Consider the following 17717-nt stretch of genomic DNA (forward strand, 5'->3'; position numbering starts at 1 on the left):
GACTGCAAGTCGCGTCATGCAAGCATAATACACCGACCCAAGTCGAGGGAGACTTTTCGAAATGAGCGAGACCGTCAAGATTGCCACCCTTTCCGGCGATGCGAAATTCGATGCCTATGTCGCCCGGCCTGCCGGTACGCCGCGTGCTGCCATCCTCGTGATCCAGGAGATTTTCGGGGTCAACGCCGGCATCCGCCGCAAGTGCGACAAGCTCGCCGAAGACGGATACCTCGCGGTCGCGCCCGACCTGTTCTGGCGCCTCGAACCGGGTGTCGAGCTCGATCCCGATGTCGAGCCCGAATTCCAGCGCGCGCTCGACCTCATGGGCAAGTTCGACCAGGACCAGGGCATTCGCGACATCGAGGCTACGATCCACCACATCCGCCGCGAGGAAGGCGTCGCCAAGGTTGGCTGCGTCGGATACTGCCTCGGCGGCCGCCTCGCCTACATGACCGCAGCGCGCACCGACGTGAATGCATCGGTCGGCTATTACGGTGTCGGTATCGATGGCCTGCTCAACGAGAAGCACGCCATCGCGCATCCGCTGATGCTGCACATCCCCACCGAGGACGGTTTCGTCGACAAGGATACGCAGAAAGCCATGCACGAGGGGCTGGACGACCATCCCAAGGTCACGCTCCACGACTACGAAGGCCTCGATCACGGCTTCGCCACCGAATTCGGCAAGCGCCGCAGCGAGGAGGCGGCCAATCTCGCCGATGGGCGGACCGCGGAGTTCTTCAGGGAGAACCTCGGATAGGGCGCGCTCGTGATCGAACGCATTCCATTCCGCTATTTCGTCCCCGTGGCGCTGCTGCTTCTCGTGGTGGCGTGCTGGGTGGTCGAACCACTCCGCTGGACGCTATGGATCCTGGTCCCGTTCACTCTGCTGGCTGTCTGGGATTTTTTCCAGCCACATCATACACTTAGGCGAAATTATCCGCTTCTGGGCCGGATCAGGTGGCTGATGGAGGACCTGCGCCCTTTCGCGCAGGCCTATATCGTCGAGGACGATCTCGAAGGCCGCCCCTTCAGCCACCAGGCACGCGCGCTCGTCTATGCACGCGCCAAGGGCGATCTCGACAAGCACCCGATGGGGACCGAACTCGACGTCTATTCGGACGAATACGAATGGGTCGGCCACTCGATCGCGCCGAGCCGCAACACGCCCGAAGAGTGGCGCGTCACCGTCGGCGAAGGCACTTGCGATAAGCCCTATTCCTCGTCGCTCCTCAATATCTCGGCCATGAGCTTCGGTTCGCTCTCGGCGCGCGCGATCGAGGCGCTCAACGCCGGCGCAAAGCTGGGCAATTTCGCGCATAATACGGGCGAAGGCTCGATTAGCCGCTATCACCGCAGCCCCGGCGGAGACCTCATCTGGGAACTGGGCAGCGGCTATTTCGGCGCGCGGCGCGAGGACGGCCGCTTCGATGCCGAACAGTTTCGCGAAAATGCCGCGAGCGACCAGGTCAAGATGATCGAGCTCAAGCTCAGCCAGGGCGCCAAGCCCGGCCATGGCGGCGTTCTGCCCGGCGCCAAAGTCACGCCCGAAATCGCCGAGGCACGCGGCGTACCCGTGGGTGAGGACGTCCTTTCTCCCGCAGCGCATCCCGAGTTCGACACGCCGATCGAGATGCTCGAATTCGTCACCCGCCTGCGCGAATTGTCGGGGGGCAAACCCACCGGCATCAAGCTGTGCGTCGGGCTGCCGCACGAGATTTTCGCGATCGGCAAGGCCATGCTCGAGACCGGGCTGCATCCCGACTTCATCACAGTCGACGGCGCAGAAGGCGGGACCGGGGCGGCGCCGCTCGAGCTCAGCAATTCTGTGGGCATGCCGCTGCGCGAAGGGCAGATCTTCGTGCGCAACATGCTTGTCGGCATAGGTATGCGCGACAAGGTCAAGATCGCCACGAGCGGCAAGATCCACTCGGGCGCGCAGATGGCCAAGAGCTTCGCGCTCGGCGCCGACTGGTGCAATGCCGCCCGCCCCTTCATGTTCGCGCTGGGCTGCGTGCAATCGATGAACTGCCACAAGGGCACCTGCCCCACCGGCGTCGCCACGCAGGAGGAATGGCGACAGCGTGGCCTCGTCGTGGAGGACAAGGCCCCGCGCGTCGCCCGCTTCCAGAGCCAGACGCTGTTCTCCCTGCGCGAGATCGTGATCGCCATGGGCCTCGACAGCCCCTGGGAAATGAAGCCGCTCGACATGCGCGAGCGGATCAACGGCGCTCGCTCGGACGCATTCGACAAGATCTATTATTTCGCCGAAGAGGGCGTGCTGCTGCACAAGCCGCAGACGACCCCGCTGGCGCGGCATTGGGCCGCAGCAAGGGCGAACAGTTTCCGGAGGGATGGATGAGCGCAAGGAACGGATTGGCACGTTGGCACAAGGTGATCGAGGACGGCTCCTCGCCCTCGGATCTTGCCGCAATGATCCGCGAGGATGCCGCCTTCCACTCGCCCGTGGTGCACACGCCGCAGCAGGGGCGCGATCTCGTGGTCGCCTATCTCTCGGCCGCCGGACAGACGCTCGGCAATGACAGCTTCACCTACGTCCGCGAACTGGTCGACGGGGAGAACGCCATGCTCGAATTCACAACCGAAATGGACGGCATCCACGTCAACGGCGTCGACATCATCCGCTTCGACGAGGACGGCATGATCACCGACTTCAAGGTGATGGTGCGGCCATTGAAGGCGGTGAACAAGGTCTGGGAGCAGATGGCCGCCATGCTGGAGCGCATGAAGGGCTAGGCGTCACTCCGCTCGACGAGAAAATAGTCTCCACGCGCCTGCGGGCTGAGGGGAAATCCTATCGCTGCGAGCGGCGACATGAGCAACGCCCAAAACGGAAGAGTGCCAAACACAACGCCCGCACCTGCCGTGGAGACGAGAATTCCCACGTACACGCCGAAAACACGCCGAGCCGCTCGTCTGGCACTTCGACTGAAATGCCATTGCTCCTGCACGCCTGCCTCACGAACAAGCTCGCTGGCTTGCTCCCACTGCGATTCCGGGACCGTGATCCGGTAACCACCGAGCGCTAGCGGGATCACCTCCACCGTACCGTGGCAATAGCCGACGATATGGACGGCTATTCCCTCGGCATTCAACATGTCAGCAAGACAGAGCGCCTCCACCCTCGACACGAGGATGGCGATCGTCGCCATGTCACCGCCGGACGCCATCTGGCTGGCGCCCCGACTACTGGTTCATGGTGGCGAAGAAGTCTTCGTTGGTCTTGGAATCCTTCATCTTGTCGAGGAGGAATTCCATCGCGTCGACCGTGCCCATCTGCATGAGGATACGGCGCAGGACCCACATCTTGGAGAGCTTGTCCTTCTCGACCAGAAGCTCTTCCTTGCGGGTGCCGGACTTGCCGACATCGAGAGCCGGGAAGATGCGCTTGTCGGCGACCTTGCGGTCGAGGACGATTTCGCTGTTACCCGTGCCCTTGAACTCTTCGAAGATAACCTCATCCATGCGGCTGCCGGTGTCGATCAGCGCGGTGGCGATGATCGAAAGCGAACCGCCTTCCTCGATGTTACGCGCGGCACCGAAGAAACGCTTCGGGCGCTGCAGTGCGTTCGCATCGACACCGCCGGTCAGCACCTTGCCCGAGCTGGGCACGACGGTGTTGTAGGCGCGGCCGAGGCGCGTGATCGAGTCGAGCAGGATGACGACGTCCTTCTTGTGCTCGACCAGGCGCTTGGCCTTCTCGATCACCATTTCGGCAACCTGGACGTGGCGGTTGGCAGGCTCGTCGAAGGTCGAGGAGATGACCTCGCCCTTCACGCTGCGCTGCATGTCGGTGACTTCTTCCGGACGCTCGTCGACGAGCAGGACCAGGAGGAAGACCTCGGGGTGGTTGTCGGTAATCGCCTTGGCGATGTTCTGCAGCAGGACGGTCTTACCGGTACGCGGCGGCGCAACGATCAGTGCGCGCTGGCCCTTGCCCTGCGGCGAGATGATGTCGATCACGCGCGCCGACTTGTCCTTGACGGTCGGATCGAGCGTATCGAGGTTGAGCTTCTCTTCCGGATAGAGCGGCGTGAGGTTGTCGAAATTGGTGCGCGTGCGCACGTTCGCCGGATCCTCGTAGTTGACCGAGGTCAGGCCGGTCAGCGCGAAATAGCGCTCGCCTTCCTTGGGCGCGCGGATCTGGCCTTCGACGGTGTCACCCGTGCGCAGGCCCCATTTGCGGATCTGGTTGGGCGAGACGTAGATATCGTCAGGGCCGGCGAGGTAGTTCGCCTCGGGGCTGCGCAGGAAGCCGAAGCCGTCCTGCAGCACCTCGATCGTGCCGATACCCATGATCTCTTCGTCGTATTCTTCATCGTCCGCGAGTTCGCGCAGGATGCAGAACATGAGGTCCTGGCGGCGCATGGTGCCCGCGGCCTCGACACCCAGCTCTTCGGCCATGGCCACGAGCTCTGCGGGTGCTTTTGCTTTCAAGTCTTTGAGATGCATGTATTTTCTCGAATATTCGAATGTGGAAATGGCCGGCAGGTCGATGGGCTTGGAGAAAGCGGACCTGGTCCCGTTATGGATGCGGGACTTATCGCCGGTCGGTAGGCGTCAGATAAATTCGCTTGGAGGCCGCGTCAATCGATAACGCGGTCGCGTCACATGTAGCGGAAGACGACGACGGTCACCACGATCAGCGCCAGCAGCACGCCGGGAACCTCGCCCCACATGCGCAGCTGTTTCTCGCTCAGCGGGCGTTCGCCGGCAGCCATCTTCTTAGATTGGGCCACGAGATAGCCGTGGAAGCCGCTCAGAGCCACGACAAGCAGCAATTTGACGTGCAGCCACCCCTCACCCCACACCTGCAGCGTTTGCGCCAGCAGCAGGCCCAGGATCCACACCACGATGATGCTGGGTGTGAGGATGATCTTGCGCAGCAGCCCCATGCGCTTCGCCCAGAGCTTCGATTCCTCCGAATCCGGCGCCGCGGGGTGGAGATAGATCATCTGGCGCGGAAGCATGAACAGCCCGGCAAGCCAGAAGACCATGAAGATGATGTGGCCTGCCTTGAGCCAGAGATAGGTCATCGAAAGCACATCCTGCATGACTGCGATGTAGCGACACCGCGCGCCGATTTCATCCCCGTCCGATCAGACGGCGTGGTTGCGTACCGCTGCGATCAGCCGCTCGACATGTTCGATCGGCGTGCGCCGGTCGATCCCGTGACCGAGATTGAAGACATGCGGCCGCCCGGAAAAGGCATCAAGGATCGTGCGCACGCGCTTTTCCAGCTCGTCCGAACCGGCAAGCAGCAGCAGCGGATCGAGATTGCCCTGTACCGGCATGCCCTCGGGCAGTTCGCGCGCGACCCATGCCGGATCGAGCGTTTCATCGACGCCGACGGCCTTCACGCCCGTCTCGCGGGCATAGGCGGGAAGCTTCTCGCCCGAACCCTTCGGAAAACCGATCACCGGAGTATCCGGGTGCTTCTCTGCCAGCGCTGCGACGATCCGCGCATTGGGCGCGATCACCCATTTCTCGAATTCGTTGGGAGCAAGGCTGCCTGCCCAGCTATCGAACAACTGGACCGCTTCTGCGCCTGCCTCGATCTGGCCGGAAAGGTAGGTAATCGTCTCGTCCACGATCGCATCGATGATCACCTGCAGCGCCGCCGGATCGCGATAGGCGAGTGCGCGGGCCTCGTGCTGGTCACGGCTCCCCTCGCCTGCGACCATGTAGGTCGCGACGGTCCAGGGACTTCCCGCAAAGCCCAGCATCGTCACGCCTTCGGGAAGTCGCTTCCGACACAGGCGCACCGTCTCGTAGATCGGCTCGTAGCGTGAGGGATCGCGCGTCAGTGCATCGAGCGATGAATCGACCAGCTTGGGCGAAAGCTTGGGTCCCTCGCCAGCGAGGAACTCGAGGTGCTGGCCCAGCGCATGCGGCACGATCAGGATATCGGAAAACAGGATTGCCCCGTCGAAACCGAACCGGTCGATCGGCTGCAAGGTAATCTCGCAAGCCGCCTCGCTATCGTAGGCCATCGCGAGGAAGCCGCCCTTCTTGGCGCGCAGCTCGCGATATTCGGGAAGGTACCGGCCCGCCTGGCGCATGAGCCAGAGAGGGACCTGGCCGCTAGGCGTGCCGTTCAGCGTGTCGAGAAGGAGTCCGGGCATTCAGGAGTCCAATAATACCTAGTTATTATAAGGATTGATGGAGTCTGTTGGCCCTGTGGATATCGGGCACAAGCGGCCCCTGCCCGAATTCTTCGGCGATTGGAAGGCTTCTGGCGGGTTTGCGACTCGTGGTCGCACATGAGTCGAGTCAAACTTGTCCCCACTGTTCCCAGCCTGCGCAAAACTCCCCCCTTGGTGTGCGGGAATCACCCCCGAAGATGACTCGTAGCGGGGAGGGAATTCATCACCGAACTTGTCGCCAGACCTGTCCCGTGGTTTATCCCGCCGCTGTCCACAGGCCGAGAGCGAGGCTCCTATCTCCCAACGCATCCATCTCCACCTGCTCTCCGATTCCACCGGCGAGACACTGGAAATGCTGGCAAAAGCGGCGCTGGCGCAGTTCGACGACGCCGATGTCGTGCGCCATTTCTGGCCCATGGTCAGGAGCAAGCAGCATCTCGACCGGATCGTGCCCGAACTCAAGGCCAATCCAGGGCTCGTGCTGTTCACGCTGGTCAATCCAGAGGCGCGCGGAAGGCTGGAAGAGGTCTGCGCACAGAACGGCCTGCCTGCTGTGCCTATCCTCGACCGCGTCACCGAGGCACTGGAAAAGGCGCTCGGCCAGCAGGCGCATGGCCGTCCGGGCAAGCAGCACCAGATGGACAAGGCCTATTTCGAGCGCGTCGAGGCGATCCAGTTCACGATCGCGCATGACGACGGTGTCGGCTGGGAGAACTGGGAAGAGGCAGATATCCTTCTCGCGGGCGTGTCGCGCAGCTCGAAGACGCCGACCAGCATCTATCTCGCCAATCGCGGCTACAAGGTCGCCAACATCCCGCTGGTGGTCGAAAGCCCGCCCCCGCCCAAGCTCTTCGATCTGAAGGGGCCGATGATCGTCGGCCTGACGACCGCGCCCGAGCGGCTCGTCCAGATTCGCCGCAATCGCCTGCTGACGCTCAACGAGAAATCGCAGACCGACTATGTCGACAACGAGCGGGTGAAGAGCGAGGTCGCCTTCGCACGCCGGATGTTCGCCGACAATGGCTGGCCGGTCATCGACGTGACCCGCCGCTCGATCGAGGAAACCGCCGCCGCCGTGATCCGCCTGCTTGGCGAACGCGAACAGCGCGAGCAGGGCCTGTTCGAAGGAATGAAGCCGATATGAGCGGGCTTGCGAACGAGACAATCGTGCTCGCCTCCAACAGCGCATCGCGCAAGGCCATGCTCGAAGCGGCAGGCGTGCCCTTCGAAGCGCGCGGGGCCGATGTCGACGAGCGCGGCCTCGAAGCCGAAATGGAAGGCGCAGAGCCGGCCGAGATCGCCCAGGCCCTGGCCGCAGCCAAGGCAGCCGCGGTCGAGGCAGACGGTGTCGTGCTCGGCAGCGATTCCCTCGTCGAAGTGGACGGACGCCGTTTCGACAAGCCTGCCAGCCGTCAGCAGGCCGCCGAGCACCTGAGGTTCTTCTCGGGCAAGGTGATGACACTCCACAGCGCGGCGGCGCTGGCGAAGGACGGGCAGATCGTCTGGGTCGGTTCCGATTTCGCCCGGCTTCGCGTGCGCGAATTGTCGGAGGAATTCATCGAGGCCTATCTCGATGCCGAATGGCCCGAGGTCTCCTATTGCGTCGGCGTATTCCGGATAGAAGGTCCGGGCGTCCAGCTGTTCGAGAGCATCATGGGCGACCAGTTCACCGTCCTCGGCATGCCGCTACTCCAGGTGCTCGCCGCGCTGCGCGAACAGGGTGTGCTCGCCTCGTGACGATCTATGCCGAAGTGATCGGCGATCCGATCGCCCAGTCGAAGTCGCCGCTGATCCACGGGTTCTGGATCGAGCAGCTCGGGCTCGATGCAGACTATCGTGCGCATCATGTCACGAGCGATAATCTGGCGGACTATATCGCCTCGCGCCGCGAGGATCCCGACTGGCGCGGCTGCAATGTCACCATGCCGCACAAGCAGGCGGTGATCCCGCTGGTCGACCGGCTCGAACCGCTGGCGAAGCGCGTGGGTGCGGTCAACACGATCCACCGCGCTCCGGACGGCAAGCTCGTCGGTCGCAACACCGATGTCGCGGGCTTTCTCGAGCCGCTGCGCGAGCGGCTGGCGAAGCAGCACTATTTCCGCATGGCGCGGGTGCTCGGTACGGGCGGCGCGGCCCGCGCGATCGTGGCCGGGCTCGCGCGCGAAGGCTTCACCATCGTCCTTGCCGGCCGCAATCCGGAAAAGGCGGGCGCGCTCCTTTCGGAACTGGCCGAGGGCGAGCATCACGCCGCCGATCTTGCGCATTTCGCCGAAACGACCGACTTCGACTTCGACGACCGCGAAGGCTGCTGCGACCTCGTGGTCAACGCCAGCCCGCTCGGCATGCGCGGCCAGCCTCCCCTGCCCTTCGACTGGAGCCACGCGCCGCCAGGATCGCTCGCTTATGACATCGTCACCGATCCGGTCGAGACACAGTTCCTCGCAAATGCCCGCGCGGCCGGTTTCGAGACCATCGACGGGCTCGCCATGCTGATCGGCCAGGCGGCGGCTGCCTTCACCCACTTCTTCGGCGAGGATGCCCCGCGAGAGGGCGACGCCGAACTGCGCGAAAGGCTCCTTGCATGACGAAACCGCTCATCATCGGCCTCACCGGCTCGATCGGCATGGGAAAGTCGACCGTCGCGGCGATGTTCGAGGCCGCCGGCGTGCCGGTCTTCGATGCCGATGCCGAAGTGCGCGCCATGCAGGGGCCCGGCGGCGAGCTGGTCCCTGCGATCGAGTCGGAGTTCCCGGGCAGCACCGACGAGACCGGCGTGCTGCGCGATCATCTCGGCAAGCAGGTCTTCGGCGACAAGGAAGCGCTCGCCCGGCTCGAGGCGATCGTGCATCCGGCAGTGGCGGCGAAACGCGAGGCGTTCCTGATCGAGCACTTCGGTGCGCCCTTCGTCGTCTTCGATATCCCGCTATTGTTCGAGAAGGGCGGCCATGCGGCGGTCGACCGGATCGTCGTCGTCTCCGCGCCTTCGGAAGTGCAACGCAAGCGCGTGCTCGCCCGGCCCGATATGACGCCCGAAAAATTCGCGCATATCCTTTCGCTCCAGACACCCGATGCCGAGAAGCGAGAGCGCGCGCACCACATCATCGATACGGGCCAGTCGCTCGCCGAAACCGAGGACGAGGTGATCGACCTGATCGCCCTTCTGCGAGCCGAGATAGGTAGCCAAGACCCCTTGTAATCTGCGGAATTGAGTCCGATAGGTTAGCCAATGCGTGAAATCGTTTTCGATACCGAAACCACCGGACTCGACCCCAAGACGGGCGACCGGATGGTCGAAATCGGCTGCGTGGAAATGGTCAACCTCGTTCCCACCGGCAACACCTACCACGCCTATTACAATCCCGAACGCGACATGCCTGCGGGCGCGGAAGCGGTGCACGGCCTGTCGAGCGCGTTTCTCTCCGACAAGCCGCTCTTCCGCGATACCTTCCACGAGCTGCTGGAATTCATCGGCGATGCGCCGCTGGTCGCGCATAATGCGGGCTTCGACTTCGGATTCCTCAATGCCGAGCTCACCCTGATCGAGCGCGAGCCGATCTGCATGAGCCGGATGATCGACACGGTGCAGATCGCCAAGAAGCGCCATCCGGGCGCCAAGCTTTCGCTCGATGCGCTGTGCACGCGCTACGGGATCGACCGCAGCCACCGCGTGAAGCACGGCGCGCTGCTCGATGCCGAGCTGCTCGCGCAGGTCTATGTCGAGCTGAAGGGCGGTCGCCAGATCGGGCTCGAGCTGGCTGCCGAGGCTTCGGTCGTCTCGATCACCGAGGAAGTCACGGCCGTTCGCAAGGCGCCGGAGGGGCCGCGCCGCGAACCGCGGCCGCACATGCCGACCGCCGAAGAGCTGGAGCGGCACAGGAAGTTCATGTCCGGGATCGACAACGCCCTCTGGGGCTAGGTCACCGGCCAAGGAATCCGGCGGACGGGGCCGGAAGGATCGTCGGGGCGTTACAAGAGGAGAACGACGCTTATGGATATCCGTGTTTCGGGCCACCAGATCGACACCGGCGCAGCTCTGCAAGCGCATGTCGAGGACCGACTGGAAGGCATCGTGGAGAAGTACTTCAACCGCGCGATCTCCAGCCACGTCACTTTCGGCAAGGCCGCGGGCGGCGCCTACTCCTCCGACATCGTCACCCACGTGATGCAGGGCCTGATCCTCAAGGGTCATGCCGAGGCGCATGACGTGCACCAGGCCTTCGATGCGGCCGTCGCGAAGATCGAAAAGCAGCTGCGGCGCTACAAGCGGCGGATCAAGGACCGGCACGAACAGGCCGATCACGCCATGCGCGAGCAGGAAGCGGCCTATACGATCTTTGCCGCGCCCGAGCCCGACACCGAGGAAGAGATCGATCACGAGAGCCCGCCGGTGATCGCCGAAACCAGCGCGATGATCCCCGAATGCTCGGTCGCCGATGCGGTGATGCTGCTCGACCTGCAGAACACCAATGCGCTGTTTTTCAAGAACGGGGCTACCGAAGCGCACAATATGGTCTATCGGCGCCCCGATGGTTCGATCGGCTGGGTCGAACCGCGCGGCTAGGAAAGGCAGGGCGACGCGACCATGGACGGGGCGGCAAGCAGCGGAGCCGAGCGGCACTGGCGCGCGCTCGAGAGCCTTTACGCCTCTGCTCCGGTCAATTCTAAGTTCGAATCCTCGCTCGAGGTAACCGGCGAAGGCACCGCGCAGATCACCTTCGAAGTGACCGAGGCGTCCTATCACGCGGCCGGCGCCGCGCATGGCACGATCTACTTCAAGATGCTCGACGATGCGGCCTTCTATGCCGCCAACACGCTGGTGACCGACCGCTTCCTGCTGACGACCTCGTTCAACCTCCACTTCACCAAGCCCGTGCGCGAGGGGAAAGTCGTTGCCGAAGGGCGCTGGGTGAGCGGCAAGAGGCGCGTTTTCGTGGCGGAATCGCGGCTGGTCGATGCCGAGGGTGACGAAATCGGGCGCGGCACCGGGACTTTCATGAAATCGCGCATCCCGCTCTCCAGCCTTGAGGGATATACGGGCTGATGGAAGACGCGCGCCTTCCAGCGCATCTGGAAGTGGCCGGATTGCTGCGCCTGGCGCAGGAATTGGGGGGCTTCGGCATGGTCCTGCAGAAGGGTGAATACGATGCCGGAACTATTGCCATATTAACCACACATAGTGGCAAAAATACCCGCTTGTGGGAGCGGATGCCGCAGATGGACGGGTCTCGAAGGTTCACCTGCACCCGCGAGCAAGACGATGAAAACGTGCGGGAATTCGATGAATACATCGCCCGCAGGAAGCGCCAGGATCCCGATTGCTGGTTCGTTGAGCTCGACGGTCCCGAAGTGGAACGGCTGATAGATTCACCCGCTCGTTAACTTGACAAGGTTTCAATTGAGACTATTTGGCCTCGCAGCTTCGATGCGTAGGCGGTCGGGATCGGCAATGGGGTCGAATTGACAAGCACGCAGACGGGGAGCCAGCGGCAGGCCCGCTAAACGGATTCGAGTTTCAAGACGCAAGATAACGCGCACTGAATCCCAGCCTGTGACTGCTTGCTCACCGCCTTAACAAGCGGAATTATGCGTAAATCGATTTTCGGTCTTGCGGCAGGCGCCGCAGCCATGATTGCAACGTTTGCCGGTGCGGAAGAAACCGGTGCCCAGGTCGCCGATGCGGCCGCAGAAACCACCGCCGAGGAAACGGTTCTCACCGACGAGGTCGTTCCCGTTTTCGTCAGCGAAGAAGTGGTCCAGGAGCTTCCCGAGGAAGCCTCCCCCGAATATATCGGAGACGTTCCCGCCGCGGCGAACAACCTGCGCGACCTTGTCGCTGCAATGTCCGCGCCCGAGGAACTCACCGACGAGATGCGCTGCCTTGCCGGCGCAGTCTATTTCGAATCGCGCGGTGAACCGCTTGCCGGCCAGCTGGCCGTTGCGCAGGTCGTGATCAACCGCTCGGAATCGCGTCGCTTCCCCTCGAGCTATTGCGGGGTCGTGTACCAGCGCGCGCAGTTCAGCTTCGTGCGTGGCGGCACCATGCCGCGTATCAAGACCGGTTCGGCCGCTTGGGCGCGCGCCAAGAAGATCGCGCGCATCGCGCACCAGGGCCTGTGGGAAAGCGAAGCGGACGATTCGCTCTATTTCCACGCCACTTACGTGAACCCGCGCTGGGCTTCGAAGAAGACCCGCCGCGCTGCGATCAAGACGCACATCTTCTACCGCTAAGCGGTAAACCGGACGGGAAATCCGAGGGCCGTCGCTGCATGCGGCGGCCCTTTTCCTTTGCGCAGCTGCCTCAGCCGGCGATCTCGACCCACACGGGCGTGTGGTCGGAAGCTTTCTCGCGCCCGCGATATTCCTTGTCGACGCCTGCCGCCGCCATCCGGTCGGCCAGTTCGGGCGAGAGCAACAGGTGGTCGATCCGGAAGCCGTGGTCGCGCTGCCATGCCCCGGCCTGGTAGTCCCAATAGGTCCACACGCCGCCGCGCGGGTTGAGCGTGTTGATGGCATCGGTCCAGCCATCGGCAAGCAGGCGCCGGTAAGCATCGCGGCTTTCGGGCTGCATCAGCGCATCGCTGGCCATTGCCTTGGGAGACCAGACGTCCTTGTCTTCGGGAATGACATTGAAGTCGCCCAGCACCACGGCGGGCACCTCCTCGTCCCAGACCGCCTTCATGCGCGCGCGCAGCTTCTCCATCCAGGCAAGCTTGTAATCGAACTTGGGTCCGGGATGCGGATTGCCGTTGGGCAGGTAGAGGTTGCAGATGCGCACGCCGTTTACCTCGGCCTCGAGATAACGCGCCTGCTCGCCTTCGCCGTCCTTGGGCCCGTCGATCCCCAGCCCGCGCTGGATTTCTACAGGCTTGGTCCCATCGGCAAGGATGGCGACGCCGTTGAAGCTCTTCTGCCCGTGCCAGATGGCCTCGTATCCGATCTTCTCGAATTCCTCGGCCGGGAAGTTCTCGTCCATGCTCTTGATCTCCTGCAGGCAGGCGACCGTGGGCCGGGTTTCCTCGAGCCATTCGATGAGGCGCGGCAGGCGCGCCTTGATACCGTTGATGTTGAAAGTGGCGATCTTCATGAGCAGGGCTTTATGGCGTCTGACCGGACATGGCTAGCGCCACGTCCTGCGCTCGGCTCCGGCCCGCTCCCCCACTCGGCCTCCCACGGCACGATCCTGCTTGGGTGGCCGGGTGGGGGAGCGGGCTGGTGCCGAAAGGTTCGGACGGATGTCCGGACCGCATCACCAGAGAAAGTCTAATCTAAATCCCGAAACTCGATCCGCAGCCGCAGCCGGCGGCCGCGTTGGGATTTTCGACGCGGAAGGCCGCGCCGCCCAGCGATTCCACGAAATCGACCTTGCTTCCGGCCACCAGGTCGAGGCTGACCGGATCGACGACGAGGCGCACGCCATCGGTTTCGCTCACCATGTCGTCGCTTTCCGCGGCCTCGGCGAGGTCGAACTTGTACTGGAAGCCCGAGCAGCCCCCGCCCTCAACCGATAGTCGCAGGATCGCGGGCTTTGCCTGCTTTTCGGCAATGGCGGCCACGCGCTTGGCGGCGGCATCGGTAAGGGTGAGCATTTCGGCCATGGGCGCGATGTAGGAGGCGTTGCGCCTTGTCTCAAGCGGTCTGGATATATTCGCGCATCGCTTCGGCTTCGTGCTGGATCTCGTCCAGTCGTGCCTTCACGAGGTCGCCGATCGAGATGAAGCCGCACATCGCCTCCCCGTCGATCACCGGAAGATGGCGGATGCGGCGCTTCGTCATGAGCGAAAGTGCATCGAGTATGGGCGTGTCGTTGGTCGTCGTGATGGCAGGAGAAGTCATCACCTCGCCAATCGGGCGATCGAGGCAGGCGGAGCCTTCGTCGGCCAGCCGGTAGATCACGTCGCGTTCGGAGAAGATCCCGGCAACCCTGCCACCGGACATGACCGGCAGCGCACCGATGCGCCTCGAAGCAAGCAGTTTCACCGCTTCCCTGACGGGCTGGTCGACATTGACCGAGATGATGTCCGAACTCGCCCGGGCCTCGATCAGGTTCCCAATGTTCATTCGCGCCTCCTCAACAGACCACGAAAGAATGCCACTTCTGGCCGCGAAAAGCCAGCGAGCGGCCCCGAAAGCGTTGAAACGCGGTCCGTTGAAGGCCATGTGGGCCGCCGATGACTGGCAATTCCCCGCTCGACGATCCCGAAGCAGCCGCATTCGCATGGGCGCGCTACCGCCGCATCATGCGCGCCATGTTGCTGTTCACGATCGGCCTCGTCGCGATCGCGATGGCGCTGCTCTGCAAGTTCGGCGGCGAGGTTTCGGTGCACTTCTACATCGCGACCGCGCTCGGCGTGGGCTTCGTGATGTTGCTGGCAGGCGCGCTGATGGGCCTCGTGTTCCTGTCATCGGGAACGGGCCACGACGAATCGGTCGACAACAACCTGCCCGACAACGATCCCGACAGTTAGGCCGTCTCGCCGCTCTGCAGGCGGTATTCCTCGACCGGAACACCGCCGATCAGGTGGCGCTGGATGATTGCCTCGAGCACTTCCTCGTTACACGAATGGTACCAGACGTTGTCCGGCCAGACGACGGCGATCGGCCCGTGCGCGCAAATCTGCAGGCAGTCGGCCTTCGTCCGCTGCACGGTACCCCCACGCCCGACGAGCTCCAGCTCCTTCAGTCGCTTCTTGAGGTAGTTCCAGGCCGCCTTCCCGTCACTGCGCGAGCAGCACTTCTGCTTCTCGCTCACCGCGCACAGGAAGATCTGCCGCTCGGCCGTCTCGCCGCCGATCTTGCCGAGTGCCTTCTGCGCCTTCTCGAGGCTGCCCTTCTTACTCATCCGGCTTGAGCCAGCGATCGAGCCAGTTGAAGACCGTGTTGTGCCATTGGAGCGAGTTCTTCGCGCCGAGCACCCAGTGGTTTTCGTTCGGGAAAACCAGCAGCTGGCTCTCGATGCCGCGCTCCTGCAGCGCGGTGAAGCTGGCGAGACCCTGCGTATAGGGTACGCGGAAATCCTTCTCGCCTGCGACCACGAGCATCGGCGTCTGCCACTTGTCGACGTGGTTCACCGGGTTCCAGCGCTCGTAGAGCTCGCTGTTCTCGGCGTAGCTGCCGCCGAAGTCCCACTTGGGAAACCACAGTTCCTCGGTCGTGTAATAGAAGCTGCGCATGTCGAAGAGGCCGTCATGCTGGACGAGGCAGTCGAACCGATCGGGCCAGTTCCCCGCGATCCAGTTCATCATGTAGCCGCCGTAACTCGCACCCATGGCGCAGGCGCGGCTGCCGTCGATCTGCGTGTCGCGTTCGAGCGCTGCAGCAAGGCCGAGCTTGAGGTCCTCGAGCGGCTTGCCGCCCCAGTCGCCGTTGATGCTGTCGGTGAAGTCCTGCCCGTATCCGGTGGAGCCGTGGAAATCGACCGAGATCACCGCATAGCCCTGGCTAGCGACGACGCGCGGGTTCCAGCGGCTCGACCAGCCATCGTTGAACGAACCCTGCGGTCCGCCGTGGACATAGAGGATCGCGGGCATCTTGCCCTTGTGCCCTTCGAGCTTGGTAATCTGGCCCCAGACCGTGTCGCCATTGGCGCCGGCGAAGCTGAAACGCTCTACCACCACTGGTGCGAACTTGCCGATCGTCGGGGTGGCGACCTGCGTCAGCGGTTCGGCCATGCCCCAGTCCTTCGACAGGAACAGTTCGGCAGGGGCCCCGATCGAATCGCGCGTGAAGAGGATGTCGCCGCTGGCGAGCGGCGTGACATTGCCGATATGCGCTTCATTGCCCGCCATCAGGTCGAGGCGTTCGACCGCGCCGCTACGCGGGTCGATGCGGAATGCGGGCGTATCGAGCACGTCCTGCGCGGTAGCGACGATCCAGCGCGAGTCGGGCGTCCATGCGAGCGAGCCGAAGCTGCGGTCGAAATCGGCCGTCAGCGGGGTGACCACTCCGCTCTTCAGGTCGCGCAGCATGATGACCTGCCGGTCGGCTTCGTAGGTCGGCCGTTCCATTGCGACATAGGCGAGGAACTGGCCGTCGGGTGAAGGCACCGGCAGCGCGTCTAGCGCCTCGTTTGCATCCGTGAGATTGGTGGGCGCACCGCCCGAAAGATCAGACCACCAGATGTCGAGATTGGTGGAATAGGGTTCGCTCGCCCCGCCCTCGCGGGCGACGAAATAGACGCCGGAGCCATCGGGTGCCCAGACTACGTCCTCGCCCCCGCCGAACGGCTTGGTCGGCGTATCGCCCTGCGGCCCGCCTGCGCCGATCGCTCCGTCGACCGGCGTGAAGGCTTCGCTCGACAAGAAGCTGCCCATCCCGGCAGTGAAGACACGGCTATAGGTGCCCGGGGTCTCCCACTGGTCCCAGTGGCGATAGAAACCGCCGTCGCCTTCGTAGAGGCGCCCATCGCCCGGTCCGGGCGCATAGGGCTTGGCGCTGTCGTCGCAGGCGAGATCGGTGCAGCTGCGGGCGATATCGGTCCAGATCGCGATCTTCTCGCCATTGCCCGAGACGCTGTAACCCTCGACGCCGCGAGGGATGTCGGTCACCTGCACGATGTTCGATACGCTTCCGTCCGCTCCGATCTGCGCGCGCCAGACCTGCGTCGGTCCTCCGTGATGGCCTTCTGCGAGATAATACAGCCAGCCATCGCCTGCGAAGCTTGCCGCACCGCCTGCAAGGTCGAGAGCGACGGGCTCCGCGTCCTCATCTGCAAGCGAGCGCATGTAGAGCTGGCCCGAGCGAGCCAGGCTTTCGCTATCGGTGGTGGTCACCGAATAGACCGCCATCGTGCCGTCGGGCGAAACCGTCGGGCTGCCGAGGCGCGGCATGGTGACGAGGTCCTTCGCCTGCATCGGCGCGGCATCGGTATGCGCGGCGAGAGGAGTGGCGATGAGCGCGAAGGCGCTGGCGAGCGGGAATGCGGCCCGTTGGATTGCTGTCATGGCTGCGCGGTCTAGCGCGCAATGGAGCCTTAGGTAAGGGGAATCAGCGCTTCTTGCCGGCGATGCGCGCGATCTCGGCCTTGACCAGTTCCTCGACCATCGAGGGCAGGTTGTCGTCGAGCCACTGTGCGAGCATCGGGCGCAGCATCTGGCGCACGAGGCCCTCGAGCGAAGTCTCGCCCGAACGCACGATCTGCGGCTGCTTGCCGGGCTTGGCGAGCATACTGAGCGCGGCGAAATTCTGCTGCATCGCGCTGCGCGTGGCGTCGGCGATCAGGCTTTCGTCGAGGCCATCCTCGTTTTCGCCGGGCTCGTCGCCGAAACGGGCGTTGATCGCGGCATCATCGTCCAGCGCGTCTTCATCGATGATGAGTTCCTCGCCGAGTTCCGCACCGAGTTCGAGGACTTCCTCGGCCTCTTCGGCATCGGCAGGTTCGGCGTCACCGGCCACGAGGCCGCGGCGACGGCCGAATGCAGCGGCAGGCGTCTCGCCGCTGTCGCGCGCGATCACCTTCTTGATCGAGTCGAGGATTTCTTCGACCGACGGTTCGCCGTTGTTCTGCATCTTGCGCCCTGCCCTTGCCTCAAGTCCGATCCCGAATCGGGAAGG

The 17717-nt window shown here is 63.7% G+C and carries 23 protein-coding genes; 13 read left to right on the plus strand and 10 right to left on the minus strand.

Annotation, left to right across the window (positions count from 1 at the left end; all coding sequences use genetic code 11):
• The first annotated feature begins 61 nt into the window (after positions 1-61).
• From K3163_RS00520 to K3163_RS00530, 3 genes are read left to right on the plus strand one after another with little or no spacing between them, the layout of a single operon-like run.
• Positions 62-760 (plus strand): dienelactone hydrolase family protein, encoded by a 699-nt coding sequence (locus tag K3163_RS00520; protein WP_221550759.1) that lies wholly within the window; start codon positions 62-64, stop codon positions 758-760.
• A gap of 9 nt (positions 761-769) precedes the next feature.
• Positions 770-2362 carry an FMN-binding glutamate synthase family protein gene (locus K3163_RS00525; protein ID WP_409996088.1) on the plus strand — a complete coding sequence of 531 codons (1593 nt, stop codon included), beginning with the start codon at positions 770-772 and terminating at the stop codon, positions 2360-2362.
• The gene (locus tag K3163_RS00530; protein WP_221550761.1) at positions 2359-2757 is read left to right on the plus strand and encodes a nuclear transport factor 2 family protein; all 399 of its coding nucleotides are present in this window, start codon (positions 2359-2361) and stop codon (positions 2755-2757) included. Before K3163_RS00525 ends, K3163_RS00530 begins: the two co-directional genes overlap by 4 nt.
• Here K3163_RS00530 and K3163_RS00535 read toward each other — a convergent pair.
• The 4 genes from K3163_RS00535 to hemE form a co-directional block, all read right to left on the minus strand.
• Positions 2754-3173, minus strand: a complete 420-nt coding sequence (locus K3163_RS00535; protein ID WP_221550763.1) for a hypothetical protein — start codon at positions 3171-3173, stop codon at positions 2754-2756. The two genes, K3163_RS00530 and K3163_RS00535, sit on opposite strands and share 4 nt — an antisense overlap.
• Positions 3174-3207: 34 nt before the next feature.
• On the minus strand, positions 3208-4473 hold the full coding sequence (gene rho, locus K3163_RS00540) for a transcription termination factor Rho (protein WP_221427295.1): 1266 nt from the start codon (positions 4471-4473) through the stop codon (positions 3208-3210).
• Positions 4474-4628: 155 nt separating this feature from the next.
• Positions 4629-5075, minus strand: coding sequence for a CopD family protein (locus K3163_RS00545; RefSeq protein ID WP_221550765.1), 447 nt, complete (start codon positions 5073-5075; stop codon positions 4629-4631).
• Positions 5076-5120: 45 nt separating this feature from the next.
• Positions 5121-6146 (minus strand): uroporphyrinogen decarboxylase, encoded by a 1026-nt coding sequence (gene hemE, locus K3163_RS00550; RefSeq protein ID WP_221550767.1) that lies wholly within the window; start codon positions 6144-6146, stop codon positions 5121-5123.
• Between the two features lie 373 nt (positions 6147-6519).
• Between hemE and K3163_RS00555 the strand changes: the two genes are divergently transcribed.
• From K3163_RS00555 to K3163_RS00595, 9 genes are all read left to right on the plus strand, one after another.
• Positions 6520-7311 carry a pyruvate, water dikinase regulatory protein gene (locus K3163_RS00555; RefSeq protein ID WP_247710043.1) on the plus strand — a complete coding sequence of 264 codons (792 nt, stop codon included), beginning with the start codon at positions 6520-6522 and terminating at the stop codon, positions 7309-7311.
• The gene (locus K3163_RS00560) at positions 7308-7904 is read left to right on the plus strand and encodes a Maf family protein (protein WP_221550778.1); all 597 of its coding nucleotides are present in this window, start codon (positions 7308-7310) and stop codon (positions 7902-7904) included. The genes K3163_RS00555 and K3163_RS00560 overlap by 4 nt, the downstream gene beginning before the upstream one ends.
• Positions 7901-8752 (plus strand): shikimate dehydrogenase, encoded by an 852-nt coding sequence (gene aroE, locus K3163_RS00565; protein ID WP_221550787.1) that lies wholly within the window; start codon positions 7901-7903, stop codon positions 8750-8752. Before K3163_RS00560 ends, aroE begins: the two co-directional genes overlap by 4 nt.
• Entirely contained in the window at positions 8749-9363 is a 615-nt protein-coding gene (gene coaE, locus K3163_RS00570; RefSeq protein WP_221550796.1) for a dephospho-CoA kinase, read from the plus strand. Before aroE ends, coaE begins: the two co-directional genes overlap by 4 nt.
• Positions 9364-9393: 30 nt before the next feature.
• Entirely contained in the window at positions 9394-10083 is a 690-nt protein-coding gene (gene dnaQ / locus K3163_RS00575; RefSeq protein WP_221427290.1) for a DNA polymerase III subunit epsilon, read from the plus strand.
• A 72-nt stretch (positions 10084-10155) separates the two neighbouring features.
• The gene (hpf, locus tag K3163_RS00580; RefSeq protein ID WP_221550798.1) at positions 10156-10728 is read left to right on the plus strand and encodes a ribosome hibernation-promoting factor, HPF/YfiA family; all 573 of its coding nucleotides are present in this window, start codon (positions 10156-10158) and stop codon (positions 10726-10728) included.
• 21 nt (positions 10729-10749) lie between these two features.
• The gene (locus K3163_RS00585) at positions 10750-11208 is read left to right on the plus strand and encodes a PaaI family thioesterase (RefSeq protein WP_221550801.1); all 459 of its coding nucleotides are present in this window, start codon (positions 10750-10752) and stop codon (positions 11206-11208) included.
• The gene (locus K3163_RS00590; protein WP_221427287.1) at positions 11208-11546 is read left to right on the plus strand and encodes a DUF1491 family protein; all 339 of its coding nucleotides are present in this window, start codon (positions 11208-11210) and stop codon (positions 11544-11546) included. Before K3163_RS00585 ends, K3163_RS00590 begins: the two co-directional genes overlap by 1 nt.
• A gap of 246 nt (positions 11547-11792) precedes the next feature.
• The gene (locus K3163_RS00595) at positions 11793-12395 is read left to right on the plus strand and encodes a cell wall hydrolase (RefSeq protein WP_221550803.1); all 603 of its coding nucleotides are present in this window, start codon (positions 11793-11795) and stop codon (positions 12393-12395) included.
• Between the two features lie 70 nt (positions 12396-12465).
• Here K3163_RS00595 and xth read toward each other — a convergent pair whose 3' ends face one another.
• The 3 genes from xth to K3163_RS00610 form a co-directional block, all read right to left on the minus strand.
• On the minus strand, positions 12466-13251 hold the full coding sequence (xth, locus tag K3163_RS00600) for an exodeoxyribonuclease III (RefSeq protein WP_221550804.1): 786 nt from the start codon (positions 13249-13251) through the stop codon (positions 12466-12468).
• 181 nt (positions 13252-13432) lie between these two features.
• Positions 13433-13762: an iron-sulfur cluster insertion protein ErpA gene (gene erpA / locus K3163_RS00605; protein ID WP_221427285.1), complete on the minus strand. Its 330-nt coding sequence runs from the start codon at positions 13760-13762 to the stop codon at positions 13433-13435.
• Positions 13763-13793: 31 nt separating this feature from the next.
• The gene (locus K3163_RS00610; protein ID WP_221427284.1) at positions 13794-14225 is read right to left on the minus strand and encodes a CBS domain-containing protein; all 432 of its coding nucleotides are present in this window, start codon (positions 14223-14225) and stop codon (positions 13794-13796) included.
• 110 nt (positions 14226-14335) lie between these two features.
• Here K3163_RS00610 and K3163_RS00615 point away from each other — a divergent pair, with 110 nt between their 5' ends.
• Positions 14336-14632 (plus strand): hypothetical protein, encoded by a 297-nt coding sequence (locus tag K3163_RS00615; protein WP_221550806.1) that lies wholly within the window; start codon positions 14336-14338, stop codon positions 14630-14632.
• Here K3163_RS00615 and K3163_RS00620 read toward each other — a convergent pair.
• The 3 genes from K3163_RS00620 to K3163_RS00630 are packed head-to-tail and all read right to left on the minus strand — an operon-like array spanning position 14629 to position 17672.
• Positions 14629-15006 (minus strand): (2Fe-2S) ferredoxin domain-containing protein, encoded by a 378-nt coding sequence (locus K3163_RS00620; protein ID WP_221427282.1) that lies wholly within the window; start codon positions 15004-15006, stop codon positions 14629-14631. The genes K3163_RS00615 and K3163_RS00620 overlap by 4 nt on opposite strands.
• The gene (locus K3163_RS00625; protein WP_221550808.1) at positions 14999-17107 is read right to left on the minus strand and encodes a dipeptidyl-peptidase 5; all 2109 of its coding nucleotides are present in this window, start codon (positions 17105-17107) and stop codon (positions 14999-15001) included. The genes K3163_RS00620 and K3163_RS00625 overlap by 8 nt, the downstream gene beginning before the upstream one ends.
• Positions 17108-17150: 43 nt before the next feature.
• Entirely contained in the window at positions 17151-17672 is a 522-nt protein-coding gene (locus K3163_RS00630) for a DUF2497 domain-containing protein (RefSeq protein ID WP_221550810.1), read from the minus strand.
• Positions 17673-17717 lie beyond the last annotated feature (45 nt).

Source organism: Qipengyuania xiapuensis (assembly GCF_019711395.1).
Classification (GTDB): domain Bacteria; phylum Pseudomonadota; class Alphaproteobacteria; order Sphingomonadales; family Sphingomonadaceae; genus Qipengyuania; species Qipengyuania xiapuensis.

What these genes read in the sequence shown, in the direction of transcription:
- K3163_RS00610 (WP_221427284.1), bottom strand. Translation starts at nt 14,225, where the DNA reads ATGAACATTGGGAACCTGATCGAGGCCCGGGCGAGTTCGGACATCATC.
- K3163_RS00585 (WP_221550801.1), top strand. Translation starts at nt 10,750, where the DNA reads ATGGACGGGGCGGCAAGCAGCGGAGCCGAGCGGCACTGGCGCGCGCTC.
- K3163_RS00630 (WP_221550810.1), bottom strand. Translation starts at nt 17,672, where the DNA reads ATGCAGAACAACGGCGAACCGTCGGTCGAAGAAATCCTCGACTCGATC.
- rho (WP_221427295.1), bottom strand. Translation starts at nt 4,473, where the DNA reads ATGCATCTCAAAGACTTGAAAGCAAAAGCACCCGCAGAGCTCGTGGCC.
- K3163_RS00555 (WP_247710043.1), top strand. Translation starts at nt 6,520, where the DNA reads ATGCTGGCAAAAGCGGCGCTGGCGCAGTTCGACGACGCCGATGTCGTG.
- K3163_RS00615 (WP_221550806.1), top strand. Translation starts at nt 14,336, where the DNA reads ATGACTGGCAATTCCCCGCTCGACGATCCCGAAGCAGCCGCATTCGCA.
- K3163_RS00595 (WP_221550803.1), top strand. Translation starts at nt 11,793, where the DNA reads ATGATTGCAACGTTTGCCGGTGCGGAAGAAACCGGTGCCCAGGTCGCC.
- K3163_RS00625 (WP_221550808.1), bottom strand. Translation starts at nt 17,107, where the DNA reads ATGACAGCAATCCAACGGGCCGCATTCCCGCTCGCCAGCGCCTTCGCG.
- xth (WP_221550804.1), bottom strand. Translation starts at nt 13,251, where the DNA reads ATGAAGATCGCCACTTTCAACATCAACGGTATCAAGGCGCGCCTGCCG.
- K3163_RS00560 (WP_221550778.1), top strand. Translation starts at nt 7,308, where the DNA reads ATGAGCGGGCTTGCGAACGAGACAATCGTGCTCGCCTCCAACAGCGCA.
- hemE (WP_221550767.1), bottom strand. Translation starts at nt 6,146, where the DNA reads ATGCCCGGACTCCTTCTCGACACGCTGAACGGCACGCCTAGCGGCCAG.
- erpA (WP_221427285.1), bottom strand. Translation starts at nt 13,762, where the DNA reads ATGGCCGAAATGCTCACCCTTACCGATGCCGCCGCCAAGCGCGTGGCC.
- K3163_RS00520 (WP_221550759.1), top strand. Translation starts at nt 62, where the DNA reads ATGAGCGAGACCGTCAAGATTGCCACCCTTTCCGGCGATGCGAAATTC.
- K3163_RS00530 (WP_221550761.1), top strand. Translation starts at nt 2,359, where the DNA reads ATGAGCGCAAGGAACGGATTGGCACGTTGGCACAAGGTGATCGAGGAC.
- K3163_RS00590 (WP_221427287.1), top strand. Translation starts at nt 11,208, where the DNA reads ATGGAAGACGCGCGCCTTCCAGCGCATCTGGAAGTGGCCGGATTGCTG.
- dnaQ (WP_221427290.1), top strand. Translation starts at nt 9,394, where the DNA reads ATGCGTGAAATCGTTTTCGATACCGAAACCACCGGACTCGACCCCAAG.
- K3163_RS00620 (WP_221427282.1), bottom strand. Translation starts at nt 15,006, where the DNA reads ATGAGTAAGAAGGGCAGCCTCGAGAAGGCGCAGAAGGCACTCGGCAAG.
- K3163_RS00545 (WP_221550765.1), bottom strand. Translation starts at nt 5,075, where the DNA reads ATGCAGGATGTGCTTTCGATGACCTATCTCTGGCTCAAGGCAGGCCAC.
- coaE (WP_221550796.1), top strand. Translation starts at nt 8,749, where the DNA reads ATGACGAAACCGCTCATCATCGGCCTCACCGGCTCGATCGGCATGGGA.
- hpf (WP_221550798.1), top strand. Translation starts at nt 10,156, where the DNA reads ATGGATATCCGTGTTTCGGGCCACCAGATCGACACCGGCGCAGCTCTG.
- K3163_RS00535 (WP_221550763.1), bottom strand. Translation starts at nt 3,173, where the DNA reads ATGGCGACGATCGCCATCCTCGTGTCGAGGGTGGAGGCGCTCTGTCTT.